Here is a 25,028-nt window from a genome sequence, read left to right on the forward strand (position 1 = left end):
TGATCGAGGAATATAACCAGCATCGTTATCAATGGGGCTTAAATAAAATGACCCCGGTGCAATACTGGGGCCATTTACTAGCCGCATAGGCGCTTTTTAAACTGTCCGTAAATCGGGGCACAGTTCACATAACAAAGGGAGGCTCTTTCTTATTATTTTTTTCGCTTTTTTGTCAATCTGCCTAATAGGAAAGCCCCTGCTGCTACACCAATCACAGTATTGGTTTTCTTAGTAAATACCTGCTTGGCCACAAGGTTTAAGTTCTGCGGCCGTTCTGCCAGGCGTCTCATGAAGTAGCCATACCAGTCATGTCCAAAAGGAACATATGTGCAGAAATTATAGCCTTCGCCAGCAAGCTTCATCTGCATATCCTTACGGAAGCCATAGAGCATTTGGAATTCAAATTTATCTTTAGGGATATTGTTAGCCCTTACAAAATCTTTTACATGATTAATTACATTATGGTCATGTGTTGCAATTGAAGTAAATTTGCCATTCACGAGATGCCACTCTATTAATTTTATAAAGTTAGCGTCAATGTCATTTTTGTCCTGATAAGCAATTTCTTCAGGCTCTTTGTAAGCACCCTTAACAATCCGCAGCCGGAAGTTCTGATATTTCTTCAGATCTTCTTCAGCACCCAGGAAATATGCCTGAATAACTGTACCGATGTTATTGTATTCTTTGGATACTTCATCCAAAATGTCAAAGGAAGGCTGCAAGCGCTTGGAGTCTTCCATATCCATGTTCACAAAAATACCATAATGACTTGCTCTTTCTACTATATCCCTGACATTTTCAAGACAGAAAGAGTAGTCAATATCAAGACCTAATTGAGAAGGCTTTAAAGAGATATGTGCATCCACCTGATTTTCATGAATGGCCTCTATCACTTCTATAATTTGTTTTTTCGCTTCTGCCGCCTCTTCCTTTTTATAGACGAATTCACCGAGGTTATCGACAGTACAAGAGATGCCATGAGCATTTAGCTCTTTTATGCTGTGAATTGCTTCATCTAGATTGGTCCCGGCAACTACATTCTGCGCGCCCAGTTTCAATCCATATTTCTTTGCGGCACTATTCAGAAATTCGTTTTGGGAAAGGCCTATAAACAGATCTTTCAACATAGAAATATCCCCTAACTCTTGTAATTTCACAATAAAATTATAGCATAGATTTTCAATAAAAATTATTTTGCGAATATTAATATTTTATCGATTCCCTATCACTATTTGGTTAAAACCTCACGGGAAATCCGGCTCAACAATGAGGATCTCCCGGGATACAAAAAAAACGCCTGGCATTAACAGCCAAGCGCTTTAAGTATGATTCCGACTGGGTTCGAACCAGCGACCTCTACCCTGTCAAGGTAGCGCTCTCCCAGCTGAGCTACGGAATCGTTATGTATATTTCCCTGTAAAGGGGACAATATAAAATATACATCTTTTAGACATAAAAGTCAATACCAATATTTCATCCAAAACTATCAGGTTAGGAACTTTGTAACCAGATTACATTCCCTTTACAAATTAGGCTTTTAAACCTTATAGGTATCTTTTTAAGATTATATGCTTTATAATCCCCACTATATGATTCTTTTGTTAGTTGAATCAAACTATACAGGGTTACGGAAGGAGAATTTTAATGAAGAAACTAATGTACCCCTTTTTACTAGTATTACTATCAGCCGTTTTAGCTGCTTGTGGAGCTGATGATGAAAGCAAGAAGGCCGATAAAAAAGAAGAAACAAAAACAGCTGAAACCGATAAGCAGGATCAGCAAAAGCAAATGGAAGAAATGCAAAAGAAAATGGATAAGCAAAAGCTTGATGAAAACAAAACAGTTGCCATTGTGAATGATCAGAAAATTCTTGGACGCGAGTATAACAGTGTGCTTACTTCATCACAAATGATGTATCAGCAAATGGGACAAGACCCTACTGCAAAAGATGCTGCAGAGAAAATTAAGAAACAGACACTTGACAGTCTAGTGGGACAGACCCTGCTTCTCCAGCAGGCTGATAAAAAAGGCTATAAAGCTTCTGATGAAGAAGTCAAAAAGCAGCTCGAAGAAACAAAAGGACAATTCAAGAATGATAAAGAATTTGAAACAGCAATGAAACAGGCTGGTCTTAATCCCGATTCATTAGAGACGGAAATTGCCAACAATATTAAATATACGAAATACATCGAAGGCGAGATTAAGCCTGAAGAAGTTACAGATGCTGAAATTCAGAAATTCTATGAAGAATACGCCAGCCAGGGTGGTGCTGAAGGACAGGAGCCCCCTAAATTGGAAGAAGTAAAGCCTCAGATCAAACAGCAGCTCGAACAGCAAAAACAGCAGGAAAAGCTTGTTAAGCATGTAGAAGAGTTGAAGAAAAGTTCAAAAATTGATATTAAGGTTTAAAAATATTTGAACAGCTCCTATATCGGGAGCTGTTTTTATGTGGAAATAGAAATTAATGGATGTAATCTTCCCCTTGAGGAATCATTTAAATGCTGTAATATGTATTGGGGAGGATCAACATGATAAAACATACTACATTCATTCAAATATTTGCAGGTTATTTAATACTCACTCTCGGTATCTCATTAATCATCTTATCCGATCTTGGTGCAGGTGCCTGGGACACTGTCTATGTTGGACTTTTTAATCAGTTCGGCCTGACCATCGGAACCTGGTCATTTTTGGTCACTGCATCCCTTATATTTTTCAATGCCTTACTTACCTGGGAAAAACCGCAGTTTAAATCATTCATTGGAACCATATTAGCGAGTATGGGGATTGATTTTTGGATGGAAATTGTTTTTAGCGACTTCACAGTTACACAATTTCCCTATCAGATATTTGCCTTCTTCACCGGCATTATTCTTCTGGGCTTCGGGGTATCAATCTATATCCGCCCGCAATTATTCAGCGGCCCAATTGACGGTTTAATGATCGCCACTGCCAAAAGGCTCAATATCAGCATTAAGTCAGCTCGTATCATTAATGAATTTCTGGCATTGGCCTTTGGCCTTCTTTTAGGCGGACCTGTAGGATTAGGTACATTAATTGTAGCCATATTTTTAGGCTATGCCATACAATATGGAACTGCTTTTCTAAATCACTTAAAAGATAAGGGATTAAAGATTATTTAAAGGCCGTTTGTTGCTATTGGTATACTATTTGCTGAGATGATCGGAGCGGAAGGTCCGAGACTACTGCGTCGAGGAGGCTCATCGCCCGCCCCGCGGAAAGCGGGCAACCTGGAGCTGAAATCAACGGACAACATTAATAGGTGAAAAACAACATGTTATACGAAAAGAACCTATTTCAAAGACTTCATTTATGGAGTCTTTTTTTATGCGAACAAATTTTCGCGTCCCTCTTGATTAAGAACGCACGTTCGTTTACAATGTAAATAAAAGTAAGGAGGGATTTCTCTATGAAAGGAATTCTTTATCGAGCTATGGAAGAGAGAAAGCCTGTGGAAATCATTTACCACTCCAAACGCAATTCATTTACACAAAGAAAAATATTAATCAAAGAACTTCGAGGCAGCACGATTTTAGCCTATTGTTTATATAGAAAACAGATGCGAATCTTTAATTTAAATCATATCATGTCCATTTTACCTGAAAAGCAGGCTCGCCAGATCAGCTAAAGACAATTCCATATATACACCAAGGCTGTATTTCACAGAAGAAGTACGGCTTTTTATTATGCCTCCTTCCCGATTATCCTGCTCCCTTTGGGGTATATATTCTCTAACTGGGATTGGACCCTAAAGTTCTGCATATTTGGGAAAGGATGGATTTTATGAAATCAAAATCATTAATCACTGGTTTGTTTGCATGCAGCCTTTTGCTGGCAGGCTGCAATCAGACTGAAGAGCAAATAGTAGAGAAGGAAGACAACAACAATCCTTCTACTGAAGAACAGCGGGCAGAAACGAAGGAAGCACCGAGAGAAAACAAAAGAATTACTGAAGAAGTTGGCTTAGGAGACACTCGGGAACTTTTTACAGGGGCTTATGGCGAAAATAAAAACAACAAGGAGATAGCACGCTTTAATGGAGACAGTATGCTGGTAGAATTTCAAACCCATCGTGCAGTTAATATGGAACTGCAATTCGAGGATATGGAAAAAGAAATGAATAATGAAGAGGTTCTTGCATTTATCGAAAAAAGGATTCCGAAAGATGCTGAGGAAGTTAACAGAGTTAAAGATGATAGCAATCACAGTGAAATCATTGAGTATAAAAGCGAACTGTTAAAGGAAACCCTTAGTGAAGAAGTCTATGAAGGAGATGAACCAGGTACCTTCACTGTCCTATTAACGAGCAGCGAAGAAAATTACGTCAGTGCCACACTTTCTATCGGCCATAGCGACCAGGGTGCCTGACTGACCAATACCAGAAGTAAAGAGGAAGGAGCTCATAGTAGCATCCTTCCTTTTTGCTATAATATTATTTTAAATTTGGTACTGCCCGGCTCCAGTCTTTAGCTTTTTTTAAGTTAAGCTGTTTGTGGCTTGGCCTGATCATCTTTTTTTATGAAAACCTGCAATGCAATCAACAGGATAAAGATACCTAAACCTACAATATCAGAAACCCCTTCAGGGTAAATAAGCAACAGCCCCCCTGCAATTCCAAGCAGTCTTTCAAGAATATTCAGCTTTCGCAGCCAGTAGCCTATTACACCGGCACCTATGGCCATCATACCTGCCAAAGCGGTGAATACTACCCAAATTAAGTAATACCAGGTGGTATCAATCATCAATAACTCCGGTGAAAGGACAAACATATATGGAATAATAAAAGCCCCGATGGCAAGCTTGGAGGCTGTTACTCCAGTCTTTATCGGATCTCCACCGGATACACCAGCCGCCGCAAATGCCGCCAGAGCAACTGGAGGTGTGACATCTGCTATAATACCGAAGTAGAAAACAAATAAGTGAGCGGATAAATCTGGTACGCCCAGTAGAATAATTGCCGGGGCGGCTATTGTTGATGTAATAACATAGTTTGCCGTTGTAGGCGAACCCATTCCAAGAATAATTGCTGCAATCATTGTCAGCATCAAAGTCGGGATTAACAGCCCGCCGGAAAGATCAAGCAGGCCATTCGCCATCTTTAATCCAAGACCTGTCTTTACAACTACCCCAACAATAATACCTGCTGCAGCTGTGGCTGCAGCAACGCCCAAAGCCGTACGTGCACCATCAACTAAAGCATCGATAGCATCTCTGAATCCAATACGTGTTTCCTTGCTGATCATACTCACTGCAACCGTAATGACAATTGACCAGAGTGCAGCTCGTATTACACTCATTCCGCTCATAAGCAGGAAGATAACTGCCAAAATAGGCAGCAGCAGATAAATCTTTTTCATTACTTCTTTACGGTTAGGCATCTCTTCATCTTTCAGACCTCTAAGTCCTACACGCTTTGCTTCGAAGTGAGTCATGATCCAGACCCCTGCAAAATACAGAAGCGCAGGAATTGCAGCAGCCTTAGCAATATCCCAATATGTAATACCGCCGCCAATAAACTCAACCATCAGGAATGCAGCAGCACCCATGATCGGTGGCATTATCTGGCCGCCGGTGGATGCAGTTGCTTCAACTGCGCCAGCGAATTCCTTCTTATAGCCAAGCTTTTTCATCATCGGGATGGTAAAAGAGCCTGATGTTACTACGTTAGCTACAGAACTTCCGCTAATTGTTCCCTGTAGTGCACTTGAGAAAATGGCCACCTTCGCCGGTCCGCCAGTTCTCTTTCCAGCGATAGAAACAGCCAAATCATTAAAATACTGCCCTACCCCGGTTTTTACAAGGAATGATCCAAATAACAAGAATAAAAATATAAATGTAGAAGATACACCTAAAGGGGTACCCAGGATTCCCTCCGTTGTAAAGAACATGGTCTGAACCAATCTCTCTAAATCCAGACCGCGGTGCGCCAAAAATGCCGGCATATATGGCCCAAAAATCGCATAGGCAAGAAAAACAACAGCAATAATGGTTATTGGAAGTCCAACCGCTCGCCTGGTCGCTTCCAATACTAAAAGCACTGCTGCTAATCCTACATAAAAATCTATTTCAGTCAAACGCCCTGCCCTCATGACTATTTCATCAATAAAAAGCGGCCAATAAGCGCCTACCGCAACACCCAGTATAGCTAAAACTATGTCGTACCAGGCAACTTTATGATTTCGGCCTCTGTCTTTTTTTCTTGCAGGGAATAATAGAAATATTAGGGCCAAAGCAAAACCTAAATGAATCGAACGCTGCAGCTGAGCTGTAAGCATCCCGAATACACCGGTATATAAATGGAACAGAGAAAATGCCAGAAGCCCCAAAAAGACAATCCAGCCCAATAATCCTCCTAATTTCCTTGTACCTGCCTCAGGATCATATTTTTCAAGTAATTTTTGCTGTTCCTCGAGAGATAATGTTTCCCCTTTATGTTCCAAGGATATTCACTCCTTTCACACCTTCGAATAAGTTTATTTTTTTTGCCTTAATTCGTACCCATGTGCCGGGTTCAATATAATTGGAAAGGACGTATTCTTTGTCTTTGAAAATTAACCTGTGATTTGCCCTCACCTTCCCCAGCCTTAAATCAAATGAAGGAAGTACCCTTTTCATATTCTTAATATAATATTTGCCATCCTTTTGCTCGAATATCTCTCCTTCTGAAGCATTCTCAGGCATGCCGATCGAAAAATCTTCATACACGAGTTCAAACAAATTAATATTGCCATCCTCAGTTATCGTATAGCTTTCTACAACATCTGAAAGGTGGATGGAATGGGTATACTTTATTTTAAAAACACTTCCTTCATTAAGCGGAAAGTAAGCAATCACATTTCCTTTGTTTTGATACTCGAAAACAACTGCCTGCTTAATGGGAATGAAAAAAATGATTGCGATGGTAATGGCTATAAGGATTACCAGGCTCAGTATTCTAATCCCCCGCTTTTGAAAACACATGGAAACTCCACCTAAAAAGTATTGACAGTTTTTACATGTCAACGCTGTTTGATATTAAAATTAATTGACCGGCGCAATAACCCTAACAGGTTTTACAGCCGGCCAAATTTCATCCTTTGATTATGTTAGTGAAACATTATTCAGCTTTAAAGCCTTTTTCGTCAAAGTACTTTTTAGCACCTGGATGCAGTTCAATTCCAGTACCTTTTACGGCATTTTCAGCCTTAATCATTTTTCCTTTGGCATGAGTAACTTTATCAAGGTTCTCAAAAATTGCTTTCGTAACATCGTAAACTACATCCTCTGAAAGGTCATTTGAAACAACAAGCATTGCCTGCACTGCCACTGTCGGCGCAGCTTCTGCAAGCTTATACGTTCCAGATGGCACTTCATCCTGTACATAGTATGGATATTTTTCAATTAATGCATCGATTTTATCCTGTTCAAGCGGGACGATTACTACATCTTCAGTTGCAGAAAGTCCTTCAACAGCACCTGTAGGAGTTCCTGCTGTAACGAATGCAGCATCAATATTGCCATCCTGGATTCCGGCAGTTGACTCATCAAAAGAAAGATCCTGCTTTTTAATGTCTGCCAATTTGATGCCATGTACCTCAAGGATCTGTTCTGCATTCGCAGCAGTTCCTGAACCAGGTGCTCCGATTGAAACTTTTTTGCCTTTTAAGTCTTCAACAGATTTAATGCCAGATTTTGCAGTAGTAACAATCTGGATCGTTTCAGGATAAAGTGTGCCGATTGCACTAACATTATCCACAGCTTCACCTTCAAACATTAACTTTCCTTCTTGCGCATATGACGCAATATCTGTTTGAGAGAAAGCAATCTCAGCATTGCCATCTTTCAGTGTATTCATGTTCTCTGCAGATGCACCTGAAACTTCAGCATTTGTATCAATGCCTGTAGCATCTGAAATAATCTCGGCAAATGATCCACCCAGCGGATAGTATGTACCTCCTGTTCCACCAGTCACAATGCTCATATATTTAGGCTTGTCTGCGCCGCCTTCTTTATCGCCGCCGCCTTCATCCTTTCCACCGCCGCAGGCTGCAAGAACCATAGAAAGCGCTAACAGCAGAGCGGTAACCAGAAACATACTTCTCTTTTTCATCCTAATTCCCCCTTTTAATTTTAGAAAATTCTCTATTATATACTACCATAAAACTAATCAGAATTGTTAAATGATACCTAATTACCTTTTCTAAAAAAAGAAATCTACTTACACCATTAAATTGCATTCTGTCTATGAATGATAATGCAAGTAAAAAGCAATTCCTATATATATATGATAAAATCATCATGTAAACTCTTACATAAAGACTAAACGGAGGATAAGACCAATATGGATTACCCTAGAGGATCAATACAGGATATTACAATTCAAAGCAAAGAACTGGGTGAAGAAGTTGAATTGCTCATTTATTTACCCGCTTCCTTTTCACCTCTATATAAATACACTGTTGTTATCGCCCAAGACGGCAAAGACTACTTCCAGCTGGGAAGAGTCGGACGGGTTGCAGATGAATTATTAGATGGAAAAGAAATCGAAAATATCATTATTGTTGGTGTTCCCTATAAAAACGTAAAGGACAGATGGAAGAAATATCATCCGGACGGTGAACAGCATAATGCATATATTCGTTTTCTTGCACATGAATTGGTTCCATACCTTGACCGTGAATTCCCTACTTACCAAATGGGAATGGGACGAGCCCTTATGGGAGATTCCCTTGCTGCCACTGTTTCCTTAATGGCGGCCCTTCAATATCCTAATACATTCGGAAGGTTAATTCTTCAATCACCGTATGTCGATAATTCTGTTACAGAAGCAGTAGAGGAATTTACGCAGCCCCACCTTCTTAATATTTATCATGTTATCGGAAAAGGTGAGACATCTGTAAAAACTACTGGTGGCGATGAGAAAGATTTTCTTACTCCAAATCGGGAACTTTCCAACTTGTTAAAGGAAAAGCAATTTCCTTACTTCTATGAAGAATTCGATGGAGATCATACTTGGACATACTGGCAGCCGGATTTAAAAAACGCGTTAAAGTATATGTTTTAACTTTGAATTGAGTAAAAAGAACTACTCTTCTCAATTAAAAAGATTCCCTAAGCTCACTGCTTTTTATCATGAAAAAAGGTATAATTATATAATGAATTTAGAAAATTGCTATAATGGTTCAACAATGTGTTTTTCATTTATTGCTTACCCTGCCAATTATTAAAAATTAAGAAACATGGAGGTTGTTGTATGAAGACTAATTACGGCATCGTTATTTTCCCGTCAAAAAAGCTGCAGGATTTGGCCAATTCTTATAGAAAGCGGTATGATCCGCATTATGCTTTAATTTCTCCGCATATAACTTTAAGATCGCGCTTCGAAGCAACTGAAGAAGAAACAAAGCAATTGACAGAAACACTAAATGAAATAGCTAAAAAACACGAACCGTTTCAAATAAACGCATCAAAAATCAGCTCATTCCAGCCAGTCAATAATGTCATTTATTTCAAAATTGAGCCTTCAGCGCAGCTCGAGGAGTTACATGTAGAGCTGAATGATCATATTAGCGGAGAGACACCTGAATATAATTTTGTCCCTCATATTACCATTGGGCAAAAACTCTCTAATGATGAGCATTCAGATGTATATGGGAGCTTAAGAATGCAGCCTGTAAATCACGAGGAGATTGTTGACCGTTTTCATCTTCTGTATCAACTGGAAAACGGATCTTGGACCGTTTATGAAACATTCAGGCTAGGAAAGGAATAGTGTAATGGAGGTTAAGGTTGTAACATCAGAACAAGAAATGCAAGATGCCTTATCAATAAGGAAACAAGTTTTTGTCGGCGAGCAAAATGTTCCCCTGGAAGAAGAGATCGATCAATTCGAGGACGAAGCAGTCCATTTTGTACTTTATAATAATGGCACTCCCGCAGGTGCCGGAAGGTTTCGCACCGTTGATGGCAATGGCAAAGTAGAAAGAATCTGCGTATTGAAGGATCACCGCAAAAGCGGATCCGGTAAAGCAATTATGGATAAAATTGAGGAACATGCTATGAAGCAAGGATTGCCTGCCTTAAAATTAAATGCCCAGACTCAAGCCATTCCTTTTTATGAAAAGCTGGGCTATCAGGTAATCTCTGAGGAATTTATGGATGCCGGAATCCCGCATCGTACAATGAAGAAGACTATTTAGCGGAAAAGCTTCTGCCAGGCGGCAGGAGCTTTTTTCGTTTTACAATAATTTTTGGCCTTTATGTAAACACTAATCAGATAAAGTATTAGGAGGAGTGGTTTGAATGGAATATTTAAATATTATAAGCGAGCTTGTGATAGGATATATTTTATTATTCATTATGGCCAAATTGTTAGGCAAGACTCAGATCACACAGATTACTCCTTTTGATTTTATCTCTGCAATCGTCTTAGGGGAACTTATCGGAAATGCATTCTACGATAAAGAAACAGGATTACCTGAAATTTTCTTGGCAGTTACTGTCTGGGGAATTCTCATCTATTTCACAGAATACATAACCCAGAAATTTAAACGCACACGGAAGATGCTTGAAGGAGAGCCCTCCATTGTTATAAAAAAGGGGAAAATCGTTTATGAAGAACTCAAAAAGAATCATCTGGACCTTAATCAGCTCCAGCATCTCCTCCGTTCAAAGGATGTCTTTTCAATCAGCGAATGTGAATATGCAATTCTTGAAACGGATGGAACAATCAGCGCATTGAAAAAACCGGCTTACGCCATCCCTTCCAATAAGGATTTAGGAGTCCCAATTAATACCGTTGAACTTCCAGTAACTTTAATTATAGATGGAGAAGTAATTTGGGATAATCTAAAGAGCATTGGCTGGGACGATACAAAGCTAATGAACGAAATTAAAAATTACGGTGCCAGAAGTATTGAAGATGTCTTATATGCAGAATGGAAAAAAGGAGAGGCTTTGCACGTGCAAACGTACTAAGCCCCTCCTTTTTCATATACATGCACTAACAAACCGACCTTTTCCTGTCAGGTCTTCATATATATCGTCTGCTTTTTTCCCAGCTGTCCGCGTTTTGTTTTCAGTCTGTTCTTGAGTATTTGATTTAGAAAACCTTCTTTGAACATCCAGGGGAAGTGTATGATGGAAAGTTTTCGGATTAGATTGTGCGGATATCCTGGCAACTGGAATTAGCCGAAAAGGGTCATACTTTGTTCCATTCTCTCTTTCTGCATACTGATTATATTGATATGAAGTCACCGGTAAAATGTAGCCCATTATAACTTCCCCTTCCGATTAGGTACTTATCTCATTATTAAGAGAATACGAAATTTTATTGAATTTTATGTACCCGTTTCCATGAATTTTTAAACAGAAAAGCACTTTAGAATCCTTAATTGGTTTGTTATGATTAAGTCTGGCTTATATTTAAGCAGAAAAATAATATTGTTAAACTCGGCAATTTATATATAATGGGGTAGTTTTAATGAAAACAGCAAAGTTACATAATAAAACTGTGAACCTGGAACAATTGAACAGAGAAAGTTTTCAGCATATTTATGAAGAAGGTAAAAAAGGAAAGCTGCACTGCCCTGATTGTGGTGCTGCTGTCCGTTTGTATTTAGGAATTCTTGATGAACCTCATTTTTATCATATTCAGAAAAACAGCAATTCGTGCAAAGATATACCTCTTAACCTGGAACCAGTCAAGATCGAGACTGCAGAATATATAGAAAGAAACGGATTTAAAATCCCTGTATCTAGATCAATAGCTACAGCTGAAGTGATTGAAGTCCAATCAGCCTTTAAAAAAGCTCAGCAAGTAAAAAATATCCCCCCTTATATCCAAGAAAACAATGTCAGTCCTAATTTCCCTGATGAATACTTAAAGTCCCTTTCAGATGCAGGCGTCTTTTTGGATCAGCAACAGGCAGCGGCAGTGTCTCACCTGGATGGGCCACTGCTTGTTCTCGCAGGTGCAGGCAGCGGCAAAACCCGTGTGCTGACAACACGGACTGCTTTTATGCTTCGCGAGAAAAATATCGATCCTAAATCAATTATGCTTGTTACCTTTACTGCTAAGGCTGCAGCTGAAATGAAGGAGCGCCTTACGCAATACCCTGGAATGGATGCCCGAAAGGTCAGGCAAATCGTTTCAGGCACTTTTCACAGCTTATTTTATCGGATACTTTCTTTTCACAATCCGGAAAAATGGGCTTCTGGCAAGCTCCTTAATAAAGAATGGCAGCGGGAACAGATTATTAAAGAATCCAGTAGAGACTTGAAGCTTGATGAAAAGGAATTTGCATTTGACCTTGCACTCCAGCAAATCAGCTTTTGGAAAAATTCTCTTATCATACCTGGAAAAGTTCACCCAAAGAATGAATGGGAGGAACAAGCAGCGATTCTTTATCAAAGGTATGAACAAATAAAAAGAAAAAAAGAATTATTTGATTTTGATGATATGCTCACAGGCTGCCATGCCTTTTTTCTAGAAGAACCAGAGGTCTTGGAACAATATCAAAATCGCTTTCATTATTTCCTTATTGATGAGTTTCAGGATATTAATAATGTTCAATATGAGCTTATGAAAATGCTGTCTGACAAAACCAAAAATGTTTGTGCAGTTGGAGACGATGACCAATCGATATATGCCTTCAGAGGGAGTGATCCCCAATATCTTTTGGATTTCGAAAAAGACTTCCCTGGTGCTAAGGTAATAACATTGAGTCAGAACTATCGCTCTGCTCATGAGATTGTTTCAGCTGCAAATCAAATCATTTCTCAGAATAAATTTAGACGTCCCAAAAGCATGAATGCTCAATTTTCCGGTGAACAGCATCCCTTTCTCTTTTTTCCCTATGACGAGGAAGAAGAAGCAACAATGATCCTGACTGATATCCAAGAAAAAATTGAAGAAGGGTATCATCCGCGGGATTTTGCAGTATTATTCCGTACCCATACCGGCAGCAGGGCTATTTTTGAACGGCTTGCCAATTCCAGCCTTCCGTTTAAATTAGATCAGGATGCTGAATCATTTTATGACCGGTTTATTGTTCGAAGCATGCTTGCTTTTTTAAAGTTATCAGTAAATGAGGATGACCAGAATTCTTTGAAAGATGCACTTCCGTCTCTGTTTATTAAGCAATCCGTCCTACAGGATATTAAGGCCGAAAGTATCTTGCAGGATTGCTCACTGCTGGAAAGCCTGAAGTTTATAAAAACAGGCTTTGCTTTCCAGGAAAGTAAATTAAAAAAAGTGATTCCAGTGGTCCGATCAATCTCAAGGCTTAGTCCCATCATTGCAATTGAAACGGTTGAAAAAGAATTGGGATTTCAGGACTTTATAAAAAAACGGGGCAATGAAGGTAATAAAATGGATAAAGGCTCTGATGATATAAAAGATTTGAAGGTCGCAGCCCGTAATTTCGAGTCACTTAAAGAATTTCTTGAGCATACTGAGCATATGAGAGCCATGAACAAAGAGATCAAGCGCCTGAGCCGAAATAATGATAATGCTATTACATTGAGCACTATCCACCGTGCAAAAGGGCTAGAATACAATGTGGTATATGTAGCTGGCGCAGTAGAAGGAAACCTGCCGCATGATCATGCACTGGAAGCTTACCGTTCAGGAGAGTCGGCGCCGCTTGAGGAAGAACGAAGATTAATGTATGTTGCCGTAACAAGGGCAAGAAGGGTCCTGTATATATCCGTGCCAGAAAAAAGGCGTGGACGGAAGGCTTATTCATCAAGGTTTCTTGCTCCCATCACAAGAGGCGGCAGGAGCAAAGGCAAAAAATAAACAGAAGACCTGGCTTTAATCCGGCCAGGCCCTTCTGTTATTTTTTATTCATCATCTGGGAAATTGTATTAAAATCAAGCTGTTTTCCATCAGCAACGATCGATTTTACAATCTTATCTTCCATCTCTTTTGAAACGGGTTTATTTGCAATTTGCGAAACTCTCTTGATGACATTTCTCACTGTTTTTTCATCTTTGAAATTTGCATTCTGCAATGAGCCGGCCAGTTCAAATACATCCTTCATATTTACGCCTGTTTTCTTTTCGAGGTTCTTAAAAAAGTTGTTATCCATCCTGCTCAATCACGCTCCTTCATTTACTCCTTTATATCTTATGAAGCTGGGCGGAAAACGTGAAATGTATTAATTATTTATCGCAGTCTAAACCAGCAGTAGTACTCCTGCTTCCTGTGGGTCTAGACCCCCACTGATTGAAGTTCACTTTATGTACATTATATGCAAAAAAGCCGACACAAAACCTGCTGCCGGTTCTGAGTCAGCTCTTTACAATCTAGTTGTAGAAACTTGCTCCAACGATAATGAGTAAAATGAAAAGGACGACGATTAAAACAAATGTATTTCCATAGCCCCCGCCATATCCGCAGCCTCCGTAGCCATAGCCCATGCCTCTCACCTCACTTGGATTTCTCCCTACACAATATGTGATATAGAACCATGATGTATGGGCAAGCTCCCATTAGAGGCTTGGTTTATTCATCAGAAATGGATAAGGGGCTTGTTCATATTCCCTATAGTGCGGTCCCTGTATATTTCCCTATAGTCATTTAGCCTTTCGGCTTGAAAATTAATGCACCGATAAAACCGAAAATAATTGCGGCTGAAATACCGGAACTGGTAACTTCGAACATTCCGGTCAATACGCCGACAAGCCCATGCTGATCTGCTTCCTGAAGGGCTCCATGGACAAGGGAATTTCCAAAGCTGGTTATCGGTATAGTCGCGCCAGCTCCTGCAAAATCTGCAAGTGGCTCATAAAGCCCTACACCGTCCAGAACAGCTCCTATTACCACTAGAAGACTTAATGTATGGCCAGGTGTCAGCTTAAAAACATCAAACATTATTTGGCCAAAAACACAGAATAAGCCTCCAATTACAAACGCCCAGAAAAACATAGGCAGCATATAAACTCCTCCTCTAAGTCATTTCGATAGAAACAGCATGGGCAATACAGGGAATACTTTCACTCTGCTGGAATGTCAAAGGGGATAATAGCGCACCTGTTGCGACCACAAGGATTCTTCTGTATGCCCCTTGCTTCATTTGATTCAATAGATGACCGTAAAGAACAGCAGCCGAGCACCCTGCACCGCTCCCTCCTGATTGGACTGGCTGATCTTCTTTATATATCATTAATCCGCAATCTTTAAATTTCTCTCTATCTATTTTCAAGCCATTATTTTGGAGCAGCTCATAAGTGGTTTCCTGGCCAATTCTTCCCAGATCCCCTGTAACAATCAGATCATAGTGCGATGGATCGAGCTGCATATCTTTAAAGTGTGCCGTAATGGTATCTGCTGCAGCTGGCGCCATTGCCCCGCCCATATTAAAAGGATCTGTCAGGCCCATGTCGATTACCTTGCCGATTGTGGCAGATGTTGTAACCGGCAAATTGGGGCCATCTGCTTTCGCGGATACCAGAGCCGCACCTGCACCAGTTACTGTCCATTGGGCTGTTGGAGGCTTTTGGCCACCGTACTCTGTGGGATATCTAAATTGCTTTTCAACAGCGGCATTATGACTGGAAGCACCTGTCAAAACGTGATCAGCCCCATGGTAATTGACAATGAACGATGCCAGAGCAAGTCCTTCCATCGAAGTTGAACAGGCTCCAAAAACTCCAAAATATGGGATTTGAATAGTTCTTGCACTTAAACTTGAGGGAGTGATTTGATTAATTAAATCTCCTGCAATATAAAACTGAACATCTTCCTTTTGAACATTTGCCTTATTTAAGGCCGTTTGCCCCGCCTCTTCCATGAGGACCCTGTGTGCTTTCTCATAAGAATCTTCTCCCATCCATAAATCATCATGGAGAACATCAAAGTCCTCTGACAGATTGCCATTTGCCTCAAAAGGCCCTCCTGAAACACCGGCTGATGCAATGACAGGGAGATTCTGAAAAACCCAGGATTGTTTTCCCTTCAGCATTAAATAACCCCCCAAATAGTTAATAGCGTCTTTATAAGGGCTACAACAAAAGCAGAAAATACGCCAAAAAGTATAACTGATCCAGCCAGCTTGAACATGTTCCCGCCTACACCCAGAACAAAGCCTTCCGTTCTATGCTCAATAGCAGCTGAAATGACAGCATTCCCAAAGCCTGTTACCGGAACGGCACTGCCTGCTCCCGCGAACTGACCTAAACGGTCATATACTCCAAAGCCTGTCAGCAGCATGGAAATAAAAATCATAGTAGCAACAGTTGGATTACCGGCTGTCTGTTCGGTGAAATTAAAGAAATAGATATAAAAATACGTTACTGCCTGTCCAACTGTACAGATAAGACCTCCCACCCAGAAAGCACGAATACAATTTTTCAGGACCGGGCGTTTAAGCTCATGCTTTTGCTCAAGTTTCTCATATTTCATCTGTTCCGGTGTTTTATTTGCCTTATTACTCATACCCATGCTCCCTTCTATGTCATTTCATTTTTAAGTTTAATGATTTTATCAAGCTTCTTTTTAGCCTCTTTGTCTGTAAACTTGGGATCCTTCATTTTTTCCTGAAGTTCTACTGCTTCTATAAAGATTTTATAGTCGCTAGAAACAATAAAGTTTTCATCCGGGTATTTTTCTTCAAGCATTTTTGTCATCTTTTTTTCAATCTTTTTCATGTGGAATCGCTGCAAATGCTTCACTTTATAAGCAACTAGTGTATCCCCATTGCTTTTAACTACAGCAACATCATAAAGTTCTTTCATTTTTTCAACGTCATACTCAATGCTTTGGACTAAATCTAAATTTTCCTTTGTATTCTTATCAATTAATACTGCAGGTGGGTGGGTCGTTTTGAGGAGTGCAAGGTCGCTGTCCGTCACTTTACCATCACCACTGCATCCAGATAATAAGATCATGGAAATAGCATTCATTATTAGGAGTCTTTTCTTCATATTAGTCCCTTCCTATGTAGAATCTTTAATTATATTGTCCTCATAATGCTTTGGATTTATGAACATTAATATCCATCCTATTTTTACCAGAAATATCCCCAAAAAAAATAGCCGGAAAACCGGCTTCAAATCTTTTATTATTTTTTTCCGCAGCCGCACCCCTTTTTCTTTTTCTTTTTCTTCTTGACCGGCTGAGGTTTTTCCATTGGCTGATCTTTATCCTTGTTAATCATTGATGAGGCCCTCCATTAACAAAAATTTTCCTCTGAATAATTTATGCGGAGCCTCAGGAGCTTGTGTTAAACAAACGCCTAAAGAATATACAAATAGATGATTCTAATCAATCAGTTTTTGCACAAGAGTTTCTAAAATAGCCGCAAGTCCGGCAACTGCTAAGATAAGCAGCACCGGGGCCGCAAAAGACGCATAAAAGTAATAGGAGGCATATAAAAATATGGAGCTCCACACACCAGTGCACCAATAACAGCTTAATAGCTCCCCAAAAAAGCTCCGGACTCTTCCTGCTCTTACTACCCAATAAACTTCTATATCGCCATTTTCATTTTTCTCTTCCACATCTTCCAAGAAAGGCCTGCGCAAAAATTCGGTAATTTTATCAAATACAATCAGTCTGGTCAACCTGAAGGAAGCAAGAGCTAAAATCAGCAGCTCCATAGGTGTTATGTCCATCTTTTTCACCTCTATTATAAAAAAATAGCCTATTTTTTGAAAAAACAAGGCGTTTGTCCGTAACCCATAGGGCACTTCGGCAATATGTTAGTAGTGTAGACCACAAGAAACAAACAAGGAGGAAAACAAAAATGGGTTGTGGAAAAAAAGACGACTTCAAAGGCAAAAGCTGTGTATGTGAAGTACTTCGTGCTATAAAAGATATTCAAGATAATGCAGATGATACGTGCGAATGCCCTTCAAACTGTTTCCTGGAGCCGCTTGGAGCGATTTCACCTTCAAACAGAAAGCGCCATAAGCGCCCGGATACACGAGTATTCACACTAAAAACAGCAGATGGGTCACCATTCCATGCATTCTTTACAGGAAATGACTGTGCTTGTGTATCAATCTTCTTTAGAGTAGAAGAAGTATTTGATAACTGCTGTGCAGTGCTTCGTGTTCTTGAGCCAATTAACAGAAAACCTGGTCCGGACACAACAGTAAACCTTGTTGATGACTGCTGCATCGACTTGAAAAAGGTTTGTGAAGTTGACTACTTCCGCAGTACAAATGATTGCGTAACAGTTGATTTAACATGCTTCTGCGCTGTTCAGTGTATTGCAGATGTTGACCTGGATATTTGCGAAGACTAAATAAAAGAAGCCAGCCGAACATTCGGCTGGCTATTTTTTGCCGGCCTGCTGATCTCATGTTATCTTCTTAAGCCGATCATTTTGACTGCATTTAATGATTGTAGATTTAATTTCTCAATTCGTTCATCAAATAACTTTATTTCAATCCAATCTTCATGTTTTGAAACCAAAAAACCCCTTATGGCCTTTTCCCCTGTTTCAAAAATGCATGGTATGGGCGGAAGCTGTTTTGGAAAATCAATTAAATAATCCAGGCGTTCAAGTGTGTTCATTTCCTTAAAACTTTTTACACGATTGAAAGATGGTTTCCTTTTTTCAGTCGTAAAAGCATAGGATGCACCTTTTTTCTCCTCTCTCCCGGATTCAAACTCTTCAATAACTTCCTGCACCTCTATTTGCCCTGCGGTATTTTCGATTTTTTCTTCCGGAGCTTTTTGTACCTCTTTAGGGACTGCAGAATCAAGCACGTTTTCATTTTGTTTTCGTTCCTTTTCTGCTTTTCTGCTGGAATAGATCGTTTGCATCCTGTTTTCAGGAATTTGAAAATTCGGCTGTTGTATATAGAATAAGGGTTCTTTTTCTCTTTTTTCAGTCACTATGCACACCTCCTCAATCAATATGGTTCGTCGTATTATATGTATGCAGAAAGTGGGCTTTCGTTTCTGATGAAATAAAAAAAGCCCGCTCACATCGGAGCGGACAAATTCTATTAAAGGATATGGTAACCGGAATCAACGTGAATATTTTCACCTGTTATTCCTCTGGACAGGCTGCTGAATAAAAATAAAGCAGTATCTCCTACTTCTTCAGGAGTCGTGGTTTTGCGGAGCGGTGCTTTTTCTTCAATTTCTTTAAGGATAGCATTAAATTCGCTTATTCCTTTAGCAGAAAGAGTCCTGATTGGGCCGGCTGAAATGGAATTAACCCGAATTCCATCTTTCCCAAGGTCATTAGCCAAATATTTGACACTTGCATCAAGGGAAGCCTTTGCTACACCCATAACATTATAATTCTTCACAACCTTTTCTCCGCCAAGGTATGTGAGAGTGACAATACTTCCGCCTTCTGCCATTAATCCTCTCGCTTCCTTTGCAACGGCAGTCAAGGAATAAGAGCTTATATTATGAGCCAACAGGAATCCGTCTCTAGTTGTGTTCAGGTACTCTCCCTGAAGTTCTTCCTTATGGGCAAAGGCGATGCAATGGGCAATCCCATGAATTTCGCCAGCTTCTTCTTTAATTGTGCTGAAACATTTAGCAATGTCCTCATCACTTGTTACATCACACGGAAGCACTAATGAATGTGCATCCTCCAATGATTCAGCCAATTCACGAACACTTTTCTCCAGTCTTTCTCCCGCATATGTAAAGATTAAACGGGCACCGGCATCATGAAGGGATTTGGCTATTCCCCATGCAATGCTTCTTTTATTAGCTACACCCATTACGACGAATGTTTTTCCATTTAAAGAAAGAGTCATTATTAAATCCCCCTGAGTTATTATCACATGTTATTAGTACCTAGTACTAATTGTACATCAATTTTGCGCAAAAGAAAAGCCGAAAAAAATCCTGTTGTCTTTTGAAGGATTTTTTTCGGCAGGTTGAAGTCACTCAGACCCTAACACCATTCACAAAATTCAAGTTCCCGTTTTAATTCATCAACATATTCCTTAGATCCAGTAACAATCAAGCGGTCATTGACATGCAGTTCAGTATCTCCGTGAGGAACAATGGAATCCTTCCCTCTAAATATCCGGACGAAAATCACATCCCCTGTAAACGGGAATCTCCGAAGCATCATGCCTTCAAACTGCTCATTCTTTAATCGAATTTCATATAGAGCCGTCTCCTGGTTCGTTAATATGTTCACCACGCTTGGTGACTCGATTAATGCACGAAGCAGAGCCTTAGAGGAAAGAATAGTTGAAAACAATTCAATGTTATGCTCCCGAAGCGTTTCTTCCATATCAGGGCTTTCCATCCGGCAAATAACCCGGTCCACTCCCTTATCTTTAAAAGCAATGGATAATGTAGCATTTGTCTCTTCATCTCCTGTGGAGATTACAACAATATCCGATTCAAAAGCCTCTGTGCCTTCGAAATTCTCAATATCAAAATCATTCACTTCAATGATATCGAACAACGAGTCCGCTATCTGCTTTTCCGCCTTTTCCTGCTTCTTATGATATAAAGACGGCTCGTAAAGGGATGACTTAAGCTCATTATAGATAGGCATAGTCATTTGGTTTGCACCAATAAAGGATACTTTAAGCTTCTTCTCCTCAGCAGTTTCCTGAGGAAATAGCTTTTTAAAGACAACAGGTGTGAATATACTTGTTATGACAGCAACTAAAATTAATGTGCCGCTCATTTCGGCAGTTATAACACCCATTCTTTCGCCTATTGTTGCTGCAGCGATAACAAGGGAAAGAGTTGATGTCAACAAGAAACCTGAGGCAATAACCGTCTTAATGTCATACCATCTTTTCAAGATATAAATCGGTATAAGCTTTGACAGCAGCAGAGCAATCAGCAGCAATGGTATAAGCATAAGCATCTTCGGATCTCCGAACAAAGTCCATACGTCCAGCCCAACCCCAACCATTACAAAGAAAATCGGTATAAGGAACCCGTAGCCAAAAGAATCCAGCTTATGGATCATTTCCTGATTTGGCGCCAGCAGCGATACAAGAACCCCGGCAAGGAATGCACCCAGTATATTCTCAGCCCCGACTGTTTCTGATAATGCCACAAGGAAAATAATTAGTGCAAATACTGCTCGTGTTCCAATCTGAACGGTCCCTGTCGACATCGCCTCAAGAAAATTAAGGTTCTTAAATCTTCTTCCGAGGAAATACAGCAATACGCCTACACCAAATAAGATGAGAAGGAGCCATGTATTTCCTCCGCCTTTGTCATTTAGAGATACAAATACCGCCAGTAAGATCATTGTTGCCAAATCTGCAATAACTGCGATTAAAAGAATAATTTGGCCAATCCCTGTTTTCATCAAGTGTGCTTCCTTAAGAGTCGGAACTACAACTCCCAAAGAGATGGTGGAAATAATTAGAGTCATTAAAAAGGCATTATCAATGAATCCTGCCCAGACAAATAAATACGATAGTCCTAATGATACAAAGAATATTCCTATAAAAACAATTGAAGAAACTGCAAATGAATTTGGCTCGAGTTTACCGCTCGGCAGCTTTTCTCTTTTCTTTGAAGAAGAAAAAGCTGTAAAGTCAATCTCAAGTCCGCTCAGGAACATTAAAAATATAAATCCAAGTGTTGAAAGAGTTTCAAGCCACATATCCTCATGGACGATATCAAAGCCGCTTTTTCCGATAATTAAACCAATAAGAATTTCTGCCACCACTACCGGAATAAAATTAATTTTCAGCCGGTGCAGTAATATTGGTGTTAGAAAAGCAGCTATAATAACAATGACAAGAGATGCAACAGATGCCCCATGTTCCATAAAATAACCCCCTTAACCTGTTAAATAACTCATAAATAATGTCGCCATTCCAAAATAAATTAAAATACTGATTAGATCATTGATGGTTGTAATAAATGGACCTGACGCTACAGCCGGATCAATTTTCATCCTGTGCATTATTAAAGGGATCAGGGCTCCTGCAAGGGTGGCTACGATCAATGTAAACAATATTGAAACGCCAACTAAAACGCCCAGAAAAAAATTCCCTTTCCAGAAGTAAACAATGAATGTAACAAGAATACCGCAAATGCTGCCGTTAATTAAGCCGGTTCCTGCTTCCCTTATCACCAGTTTCCATTTGCTTTCTTTCTCAAGGTCTCCTGTAGCAATTCCCCGGACAGCAACGGCCAATGCCTGTGTCCCGGTATTTCCAGCCATCCCTGCAATAAGAGGGATGAAAACAGCCAGTATGGCCACCTTATCCAATGTTTTCTCAAACCTTCCGATCAGGCTTGCAGTTAACATACCCAAAAACAGCAGGATAATAAGCCATGGAAGCCTTTTTCGCGCAGCAGAAACCGGATTCCGGTCAATATGATCCATATCCGATACAGCAGCTAATTTGGAGTAATCATCAGATGCCTCTTCTTCCATGACATCCATAACATCATCAACGGTTATAATGCCCAGCAAGTGATTTTGAAAATCGACAACCGGAACAGCCAGGAAGTTATAATCCTTAATTTTTCTTGCAACTTCTTCCTGGTCTTCACCCACAGATACGGAAACTACTCTGTCATTGGTGATTTCTGAAATCATCGTGTCATCATCACTTACTATTAAATCCCTTAATGAAATGACGCCTATAAGTTTTTTTTCGTCATTTACAACGTACACATAATAAATGGTTTCGGCCCTAGGCGCTTCATTCTTTAAAATATACATAGCAGAACGAACCGTCTGAATGGCTGATAGAGAGACAAATTCGGTTGTCATAATACTTCCTGCTGTATATTCTTCGTAATGAAGTAAATCCTTAATTTCTTTTGCCGACTCATCATCCATAATGGTTAAATAGCTGACAACCTGGTCTTTATCCAGTTCGTTTAAAACATCGACGGCATCATCGGCATACATTTCTGAAAGCATATCTGCTGCATAATGGGGATTCATCTCAGCAAGAACGTCTTTATAATCTTCTTCTTCAATTTCCAGATTTTCAAAAAGAGCGGCCATTTCTTCCGGAGATAGATAAAGATAAATTTTCGCACGAATGTCTTCATCCAGATCTTTAAAAAATGAAGCCTGATCATATGGGTGCATATCAAGAAATTCATTTCTGAAGATATCAATTTCTTCATTTTGTAAAGATTGGATTAAAAGACTGGCATTGATGTGGGAACCTGATTTTTCCTCTGTATGACCTTCCATATCAGTTAACCTCCTCTCATTCCATTAAGCCATCCATACTCTGTTGGATAACAGGAAAATGTACTTCCCTATACTAGCAAAACTTTGTTTTTTTGTCGTCTCTGAGCAATTTGTAAATTTAATTTCCCCATTCCCCGGACTTTACAATCGTCATGGCTTTATATGCTGCTAAAAAATAATGAGTTATGATAATTATTATGAAAATTGATATGATAACAGTAGAACTTTAAAGGGAGCTTTAAAATGAAACTAGATATTATCGGTGATATCCACGGCTGCTTTGCTGAATTTAAAGAGTTGACTTTAAAACTGGACTATAGCTGGAAAAATGGATTTCCTGTTCATCCAAGCGGCAGAAAACTTGCATTTGTGGGAGACCTTACTGACAGAGGCCCACAGTCCCTTGCAGTCATTGATGCAGTGTATAACCTTGCAGCAAACAACTTGGGATACTATGTCCCGGGCAACCATTGCAATAAACTTTACCGCTTCTTTTTAGGGAATAAAGTGCAAATTACACATGGACTTGAAACGACTGTCGCTGAATTTGAGCAGCTGTCTCCCAAAGCACAAAATGAGGTCAGACAGAAATTTATAGAGTTATATGAAAACGCACCTCTATACCGTGTAATCGATAATAACAACCTGGTTATAGCCCATGCTGGTATTAAGGAAGACTATATTGGGAAACATTCTTCAAAAGTAAAAACCTTTGTTCTGTATGGTGATATTACAGGAGAAAAAAATCCTGACGGCACACCTGTAAGACGTGATTGGGCAAGCGAGTATCAGGGTGATGCTGTAATCGTCTATGGCCATACTCCCATTAAGGAAGTAAAGAGCGTAAATAACACATATAATATTGATACTGGTGCTGTATTTGGCAATAAATTAACCGCGCTTAGATATCCGGAAATGCAATTTCAATCTGTCCAGTCACGCATGCCTTATGCGGAAGAGAAATTCAGGAAGATGTGACTAAAAAAGGCCGGCAAAGGCCGGCTTTTATAAAAGGCAATTCATGTCTTCAGGAAGCTGTTGTTCAAATTTAAGGGTTTCGTGCAGGATTGGATGTTCGAAGGAAAGGCTACAGCAGTGCAGTGCCTGCCTCTTGATGAATTGTCTTGTTCCACCATATAATTCGTCACCTGCAAGGGGGTAACCAAGCCAGGCCAAATGAACTCTTATCTGATGAGTTCTGCCCGTATCAAGTTTCAGTTTTAGATGCGTAAATTCATTATTCCGGCTGATGACCTGATAATGTGTACATGCGTATTGACCATCCTCACTGACTTCCCGCTCAATGATACTGTCTTTCTTTCGCGCAATCGGCTGTTCTATTGTTCCCGCATCCGGGCAGATTGAGCCTCCAGCAAAGGCGTCATACATGCGATGGATTTTTCGTGAGCGCTGCTGTTCGCTAAACAAATGATGTACATGCCTGTTTTTAGCAATCAGAACCAGGCCAGACGTGTCTCTGTCCAGACGTGTCACAATATGGGCTGCAGCCTTTAAACCGATCCGCTTATAATATCCTATCAGCCGATTAGCCAGGCTTCCGGAAGGATGTTCTCTCGACGGAATAGTGTTCATACCTGCCGGTTTGTTTACTACAAGAAGATAATCATCTTCATAAAGAATATCCAGGGGCAAGTCTTCCCCCTTCATGCCTGCACTTGGAACTTCTTCAGGGAAACCAACCTGAAGAACATCACCTTCTCTTAACACATAGCGGACATTGACTTCCTGATTATTCACCTGAATAAATCCGCCGGCAAATTTTATATCTGTCAGGGCAGTTTTAGAAATATGATTGTCTTTTAAAAATTCTCTGATTAACAAGCCCGCATCCCGGGCTGTAATTTTCCATTGTAATTCAAAATGCGCCATGAGCTGTAGGCT

29 protein-coding genes and 1 tRNA gene are annotated in these 25,028 nt (G+C 39.9%); 12 read left to right on the plus strand and 18 right to left on the minus strand.

From position 1 onward, the window contains the following. Nucleotides 1-2: 2 nt before the first annotated feature. A complete protein-coding gene (locus M3205_RS25940; RefSeq protein WP_396105855.1) occupies nucleotides 3-89 on the plus strand; it encodes an IS3 family transposase in 87 nt (28 codons plus the stop codon). 63 nt (nucleotides 90-152) lie between these two features. Here the strand turns inward: M3205_RS25940 and M3205_RS15360 are convergent, their stop codons facing one another. Then, nucleotides 153-1,127, minus strand: a complete 975-nt coding sequence (locus M3205_RS15360) for a proline dehydrogenase family protein (RefSeq protein WP_251170731.1) — start codon at nucleotides 1,125-1,127, stop codon at nucleotides 153-155. A 199-nt stretch (nucleotides 1,128-1,326) separates the two neighbouring features. Beyond that, nucleotides 1,327-1,399: transfer RNA gene (locus M3205_RS15365), tRNA-Val, on the minus strand. A 245-nt stretch (nucleotides 1,400-1,644) separates the two neighbouring features. Between M3205_RS15365 and M3205_RS15370 the strand changes: the two genes are divergently transcribed. The 4 genes from M3205_RS15370 (at nucleotide 1,645) to M3205_RS15385 (ending at nucleotide 4,389) form a co-directional block, all read left to right on the plus strand. Then, the gene (locus M3205_RS15370; RefSeq protein WP_251170732.1) at nucleotides 1,645-2,409 is read left to right on the plus strand and encodes a SurA N-terminal domain-containing protein; all 765 of its coding nucleotides are present in this window, start codon (nucleotides 1,645-1,647) and stop codon (nucleotides 2,407-2,409) included. A gap of 119 nt (nucleotides 2,410-2,528) precedes the next feature. Continuing rightward, nucleotides 2,529-3,143, plus strand: a complete 615-nt coding sequence (locus tag M3205_RS15375) for a YczE/YyaS/YitT family protein (protein ID WP_251170733.1) — start codon at nucleotides 2,529-2,531, stop codon at nucleotides 3,141-3,143. A 287-nt stretch (nucleotides 3,144-3,430) separates the two neighbouring features. Beyond that, nucleotides 3,431-3,649 (plus strand): WYL domain-containing protein, encoded by a 219-nt coding sequence (locus tag M3205_RS15380; RefSeq protein ID WP_251170734.1) that lies wholly within the window; start codon nucleotides 3,431-3,433, stop codon nucleotides 3,647-3,649. Between the two features lie 155 nt (nucleotides 3,650-3,804). Next, nucleotides 3,805-4,389 carry a hypothetical protein gene (locus M3205_RS15385; RefSeq protein ID WP_251170735.1) on the plus strand — a complete coding sequence of 195 codons (585 nt, stop codon included), beginning with the start codon at nucleotides 3,805-3,807 and terminating at the stop codon, nucleotides 4,387-4,389. Nucleotides 4,390-4,502: 113 nt separating this feature from the next. On the opposite strand, the gene M3205_RS15390 is transcribed toward M3205_RS15385, so the two are convergent. The 3 genes from M3205_RS15390 to M3205_RS15400 form a co-directional block, all read right to left on the minus strand. Then, nucleotides 4,503-6,461, minus strand: coding sequence for a TRAP transporter permease (locus M3205_RS15390; protein ID WP_251170736.1), 1,959 nt, complete (start codon nucleotides 6,459-6,461; stop codon nucleotides 4,503-4,505). Beyond that, on the minus strand, nucleotides 6,451-6,981 hold the full coding sequence (locus M3205_RS15395; RefSeq protein ID WP_251170737.1) for a DUF1850 domain-containing protein: 531 nt from the start codon (nucleotides 6,979-6,981) through the stop codon (nucleotides 6,451-6,453). The genes M3205_RS15390 and M3205_RS15395 overlap by 11 nt, the downstream gene beginning before the upstream one ends. A gap of 136 nt (nucleotides 6,982-7,117) precedes the next feature. Next, nucleotides 7,118-8,110 (minus strand): TAXI family TRAP transporter solute-binding subunit, encoded by a 993-nt coding sequence (locus M3205_RS15400; protein WP_251170738.1) that lies wholly within the window; start codon nucleotides 8,108-8,110, stop codon nucleotides 7,118-7,120. Between the two features lie 231 nt (nucleotides 8,111-8,341). Here M3205_RS15400 and M3205_RS15405 point away from each other — a divergent pair, with 231 nt between their 5' ends. The 4 genes from M3205_RS15405 to M3205_RS15420 all read left to right on the plus strand — a co-directional run bounded on the left by M3205_RS15405 (nucleotide 8,342) and on the right by M3205_RS15420 (nucleotide 10,977). Continuing rightward, nucleotides 8,342-9,064 (plus strand): alpha/beta hydrolase, encoded by a 723-nt coding sequence (locus M3205_RS15405; RefSeq protein ID WP_251170739.1) that lies wholly within the window; start codon nucleotides 8,342-8,344, stop codon nucleotides 9,062-9,064. Between the two features lie 189 nt (nucleotides 9,065-9,253). Then, complete coding sequence (locus M3205_RS15410) at nucleotides 9,254-9,772, plus strand: YjcG family protein (RefSeq protein WP_251170740.1); 519 nt, start codon at nucleotides 9,254-9,256, stop codon at nucleotides 9,770-9,772. A 4-nt stretch (nucleotides 9,773-9,776) separates the two neighbouring features. Next, a complete protein-coding gene (locus M3205_RS15415) occupies nucleotides 9,777-10,199 on the plus strand; it encodes a GNAT family N-acetyltransferase (protein WP_251170741.1) in 423 nt (140 codons plus the stop codon). 103 nt (nucleotides 10,200-10,302) lie between these two features. Continuing rightward, nucleotides 10,303-10,977 carry a DUF421 domain-containing protein gene (locus tag M3205_RS15420; RefSeq protein ID WP_251170742.1) on the plus strand — a complete coding sequence of 225 codons (675 nt, stop codon included), beginning with the start codon at nucleotides 10,303-10,305 and terminating at the stop codon, nucleotides 10,975-10,977. A gap of 12 nt (nucleotides 10,978-10,989) precedes the next feature. On the opposite strand, the gene M3205_RS15425 is transcribed toward M3205_RS15420, so the two are convergent. Then, a complete protein-coding gene (locus tag M3205_RS15425) occupies nucleotides 10,990-11,274 on the minus strand; it encodes a hypothetical protein (RefSeq protein ID WP_251170743.1) in 285 nt (94 codons plus the stop codon). Between the two features lie 208 nt (nucleotides 11,275-11,482). Here M3205_RS15425 and M3205_RS15430 point away from each other — a divergent pair, with 208 nt between their 5' ends. Continuing rightward, nucleotides 11,483-13,801: a UvrD-helicase domain-containing protein gene (locus M3205_RS15430; RefSeq protein WP_251170744.1), complete on the plus strand. Its 2,319-nt coding sequence runs from the start codon at nucleotides 11,483-11,485 to the stop codon at nucleotides 13,799-13,801. 37 nt (nucleotides 13,802-13,838) lie between these two features. Here the strand turns inward: M3205_RS15430 and spoVIF are convergent, their stop codons facing one another. The 7 genes from spoVIF to M3205_RS15465 form a co-directional block, all read right to left on the minus strand. Beyond that, the gene (gene spoVIF / locus M3205_RS15435; RefSeq protein ID WP_251170745.1) at nucleotides 13,839-14,093 is read right to left on the minus strand and encodes a sporulation-specific transcription regulator SpoVIF; all 255 of its coding nucleotides are present in this window, start codon (nucleotides 14,091-14,093) and stop codon (nucleotides 13,839-13,841) included. A gap of 217 nt (nucleotides 14,094-14,310) precedes the next feature. Continuing rightward, complete coding sequence (locus tag M3205_RS15440; RefSeq protein ID WP_019381501.1) at nucleotides 14,311-14,424, minus strand: YjcZ family sporulation protein; 114 nt, start codon at nucleotides 14,422-14,424, stop codon at nucleotides 14,311-14,313. A 160-nt stretch (nucleotides 14,425-14,584) separates the two neighbouring features. Continuing rightward, nucleotides 14,585-14,941: a stage V sporulation protein AE gene (gene spoVAE, locus M3205_RS15445; protein WP_035327302.1), complete on the minus strand. Its 357-nt coding sequence runs from the start codon at nucleotides 14,939-14,941 to the stop codon at nucleotides 14,585-14,587. 13 nt (nucleotides 14,942-14,954) lie between these two features. Next, a complete protein-coding gene (gene spoVAD / locus M3205_RS15450) occupies nucleotides 14,955-15,968 on the minus strand; it encodes a stage V sporulation protein AD (RefSeq protein WP_251170746.1) in 1,014 nt (337 codons plus the stop codon). Beyond that, complete coding sequence (spoVAC, locus tag M3205_RS15455) at nucleotides 15,968-16,441, minus strand: stage V sporulation protein AC (protein ID WP_251170747.1); 474 nt, start codon at nucleotides 16,439-16,441, stop codon at nucleotides 15,968-15,970. The genes spoVAD and spoVAC overlap by 1 nt, the downstream gene beginning before the upstream one ends. A gap of 14 nt (nucleotides 16,442-16,455) precedes the next feature. Beyond that, on the minus strand, nucleotides 16,456-16,929 hold the full coding sequence (locus tag M3205_RS15460; protein ID WP_251170748.1) for a YhcN/YlaJ family sporulation lipoprotein: 474 nt from the start codon (nucleotides 16,927-16,929) through the stop codon (nucleotides 16,456-16,458). A gap of 336 nt (nucleotides 16,930-17,265) precedes the next feature. Continuing rightward, nucleotides 17,266-17,619, minus strand: coding sequence for a DUF1360 domain-containing protein (locus M3205_RS15465; protein WP_251170749.1), 354 nt, complete (start codon nucleotides 17,617-17,619; stop codon nucleotides 17,266-17,268). Between the two features lie 131 nt (nucleotides 17,620-17,750). Between M3205_RS15465 and M3205_RS15470 the strand changes: the two genes are divergently transcribed. Beyond that, nucleotides 17,751-18,254, plus strand: coding sequence for a CotY/CotZ family spore coat protein (locus M3205_RS15470; protein ID WP_251170750.1), 504 nt, complete (start codon nucleotides 17,751-17,753; stop codon nucleotides 18,252-18,254). A 59-nt stretch (nucleotides 18,255-18,313) separates the two neighbouring features. Here the strand turns inward: M3205_RS15470 and M3205_RS15475 are convergent, their stop codons facing one another. The 4 genes from M3205_RS15475 to mgtE all read right to left on the minus strand — a co-directional run bounded on the left by M3205_RS15475 (nucleotide 18,314) and on the right by mgtE (nucleotide 23,126). Then, nucleotides 18,314-18,850, minus strand: coding sequence for a CotO family spore coat protein (locus M3205_RS15475; RefSeq protein WP_251170751.1), 537 nt, complete (start codon nucleotides 18,848-18,850; stop codon nucleotides 18,314-18,316). A 113-nt stretch (nucleotides 18,851-18,963) separates the two neighbouring features. Next, nucleotides 18,964-19,734, minus strand: coding sequence for an enoyl-ACP reductase FabI (gene fabI / locus M3205_RS15480; protein ID WP_251170752.1), 771 nt, complete (start codon nucleotides 19,732-19,734; stop codon nucleotides 18,964-18,966). Nucleotides 19,735-19,874: 140 nt separating this feature from the next. After that, nucleotides 19,875-21,734, minus strand: a complete 1,860-nt coding sequence (locus tag M3205_RS15485; RefSeq protein WP_251170753.1) for a monovalent cation:proton antiporter family protein — start codon at nucleotides 21,732-21,734, stop codon at nucleotides 19,875-19,877. A 12-nt stretch (nucleotides 21,735-21,746) separates the two neighbouring features. Next, the gene (mgtE, locus tag M3205_RS15490) at nucleotides 21,747-23,126 is read right to left on the minus strand and encodes a magnesium transporter (RefSeq protein WP_251170754.1); all 1,380 of its coding nucleotides are present in this window, start codon (nucleotides 23,124-23,126) and stop codon (nucleotides 21,747-21,749) included. Nucleotides 23,127-23,369: 243 nt separating this feature from the next. On the opposite strand from mgtE, the gene prpE reads away from it, so the two are divergent. After that, on the plus strand, nucleotides 23,370-24,104 hold the full coding sequence (prpE, locus tag M3205_RS15495; protein WP_251170755.1) for a bis(5'-nucleosyl)-tetraphosphatase PrpE: 735 nt from the start codon (nucleotides 23,370-23,372) through the stop codon (nucleotides 24,102-24,104). Nucleotides 24,105-24,131: 27 nt separating this feature from the next. On the opposite strand, the gene M3205_RS15500 is transcribed toward prpE, so the two are convergent. After that, entirely contained in the window at nucleotides 24,132-25,016 is an 885-nt protein-coding gene (locus tag M3205_RS15500) for an RluA family pseudouridine synthase (RefSeq protein WP_251170756.1), read from the minus strand. Between the last annotated feature and the right edge of the window lie 12 nt (nucleotides 25,017-25,028).

This window comes from Cytobacillus firmus, from assembly GCF_023715565.1.
In the GTDB taxonomy this organism is placed as follows: domain Bacteria; phylum Bacillota; class Bacilli; order Bacillales; family Cytobacillaceae; genus Cytobacillus; species Cytobacillus firmus_C.

What these genes read in the sequence shown, in the direction of transcription:
- M3205_RS15360 (WP_251170731.1), bottom strand. Translation starts at nt 1,127, where the DNA reads ATGTTGAAAGATCTGTTTATAGGCCTTTCCCAAAACGAATTTCTGAAT.
- M3205_RS15370 (WP_251170732.1), top strand. Translation starts at nt 1,645, where the DNA reads ATGAAGAAACTAATGTACCCCTTTTTACTAGTATTACTATCAGCCGTT.
- M3205_RS15375 (WP_251170733.1), top strand. Translation starts at nt 2,529, where the DNA reads ATGATAAAACATACTACATTCATTCAAATATTTGCAGGTTATTTAATA.
- M3205_RS15380 (WP_251170734.1), top strand. Translation starts at nt 3,431, where the DNA reads ATGAAAGGAATTCTTTATCGAGCTATGGAAGAGAGAAAGCCTGTGGAA.
- M3205_RS15385 (WP_251170735.1), top strand. Translation starts at nt 3,805, where the DNA reads ATGAAATCAAAATCATTAATCACTGGTTTGTTTGCATGCAGCCTTTTG.
- M3205_RS15395 (WP_251170737.1), bottom strand. Translation starts at nt 6,981, where the DNA reads ATGTGTTTTCAAAAGCGGGGGATTAGAATACTGAGCCTGGTAATCCTT.
- M3205_RS15400 (WP_251170738.1), bottom strand. Translation starts at nt 8,110, where the DNA reads ATGAAAAAGAGAAGTATGTTTCTGGTTACCGCTCTGCTGTTAGCGCTT.
- M3205_RS15405 (WP_251170739.1), top strand. Translation starts at nt 8,342, where the DNA reads ATGGATTACCCTAGAGGATCAATACAGGATATTACAATTCAAAGCAAA.
- M3205_RS15410 (WP_251170740.1), top strand. Translation starts at nt 9,254, where the DNA reads ATGAAGACTAATTACGGCATCGTTATTTTCCCGTCAAAAAAGCTGCAG.
- M3205_RS15415 (WP_251170741.1), top strand. Translation starts at nt 9,777, where the DNA reads ATGGAGGTTAAGGTTGTAACATCAGAACAAGAAATGCAAGATGCCTTA.
- M3205_RS15420 (WP_251170742.1), top strand. Translation starts at nt 10,303, where the DNA reads ATGGAATATTTAAATATTATAAGCGAGCTTGTGATAGGATATATTTTA.
- M3205_RS15425 (WP_251170743.1), bottom strand. Translation starts at nt 11,274, where the DNA reads ATGGGCTACATTTTACCGGTGACTTCATATCAATATAATCAGTATGCA.
- M3205_RS15430 (WP_251170744.1), top strand. Translation starts at nt 11,483, where the DNA reads ATGAAAACAGCAAAGTTACATAATAAAACTGTGAACCTGGAACAATTG.
- spoVIF (WP_251170745.1), bottom strand. Translation starts at nt 14,093, where the DNA reads ATGGATAACAACTTTTTTAAGAACCTCGAAAAGAAAACAGGCGTAAAT.
- M3205_RS15440 (WP_019381501.1), bottom strand. Translation starts at nt 14,424, where the DNA reads ATGGGCTATGGCTACGGAGGCTGCGGATATGGCGGGGGCTATGGAAAT.
- spoVAE (WP_035327302.1), bottom strand. Translation starts at nt 14,941, where the DNA reads ATGCTGCCTATGTTTTTCTGGGCGTTTGTAATTGGAGGCTTATTCTGT.
- spoVAD (WP_251170746.1), bottom strand. Translation starts at nt 15,968, where the DNA reads ATGCTGAAGGGAAAACAATCCTGGGTTTTTCAGAATCTCCCTGTCATT.
- spoVAC (WP_251170747.1), bottom strand. Translation starts at nt 16,441, where the DNA reads ATGAGTAATAAGGCAAATAAAACACCGGAACAGATGAAATATGAGAAA.
- M3205_RS15460 (WP_251170748.1), bottom strand. Translation starts at nt 16,929, where the DNA reads ATGAAGAAAAGACTCCTAATAATGAATGCTATTTCCATGATCTTATTA.
- M3205_RS15465 (WP_251170749.1), bottom strand. Translation starts at nt 17,619, where the DNA reads ATGGACATAACACCTATGGAGCTGCTGATTTTAGCTCTTGCTTCCTTC.
- M3205_RS15470 (WP_251170750.1), top strand. Translation starts at nt 17,751, where the DNA reads ATGGGTTGTGGAAAAAAAGACGACTTCAAAGGCAAAAGCTGTGTATGT.
- fabI (WP_251170752.1), bottom strand. Translation starts at nt 19,734, where the DNA reads ATGACTCTTTCTTTAAATGGAAAAACATTCGTCGTAATGGGTGTAGCT.
- M3205_RS15485 (WP_251170753.1), bottom strand. Translation starts at nt 21,734, where the DNA reads ATGGAACATGGGGCATCTGTTGCATCTCTTGTCATTGTTATTATAGCT.
- mgtE (WP_251170754.1), bottom strand. Translation starts at nt 23,126, where the DNA reads ATGGAAGGTCATACAGAGGAAAAATCAGGTTCCCACATCAATGCCAGT.
- prpE (WP_251170755.1), top strand. Translation starts at nt 23,370, where the DNA reads ATGAAACTAGATATTATCGGTGATATCCACGGCTGCTTTGCTGAATTT.
- M3205_RS15500 (WP_251170756.1), bottom strand. Translation starts at nt 25,016, where the DNA reads ATGGCGCATTTTGAATTACAATGGAAAATTACAGCCCGGGATGCGGGC.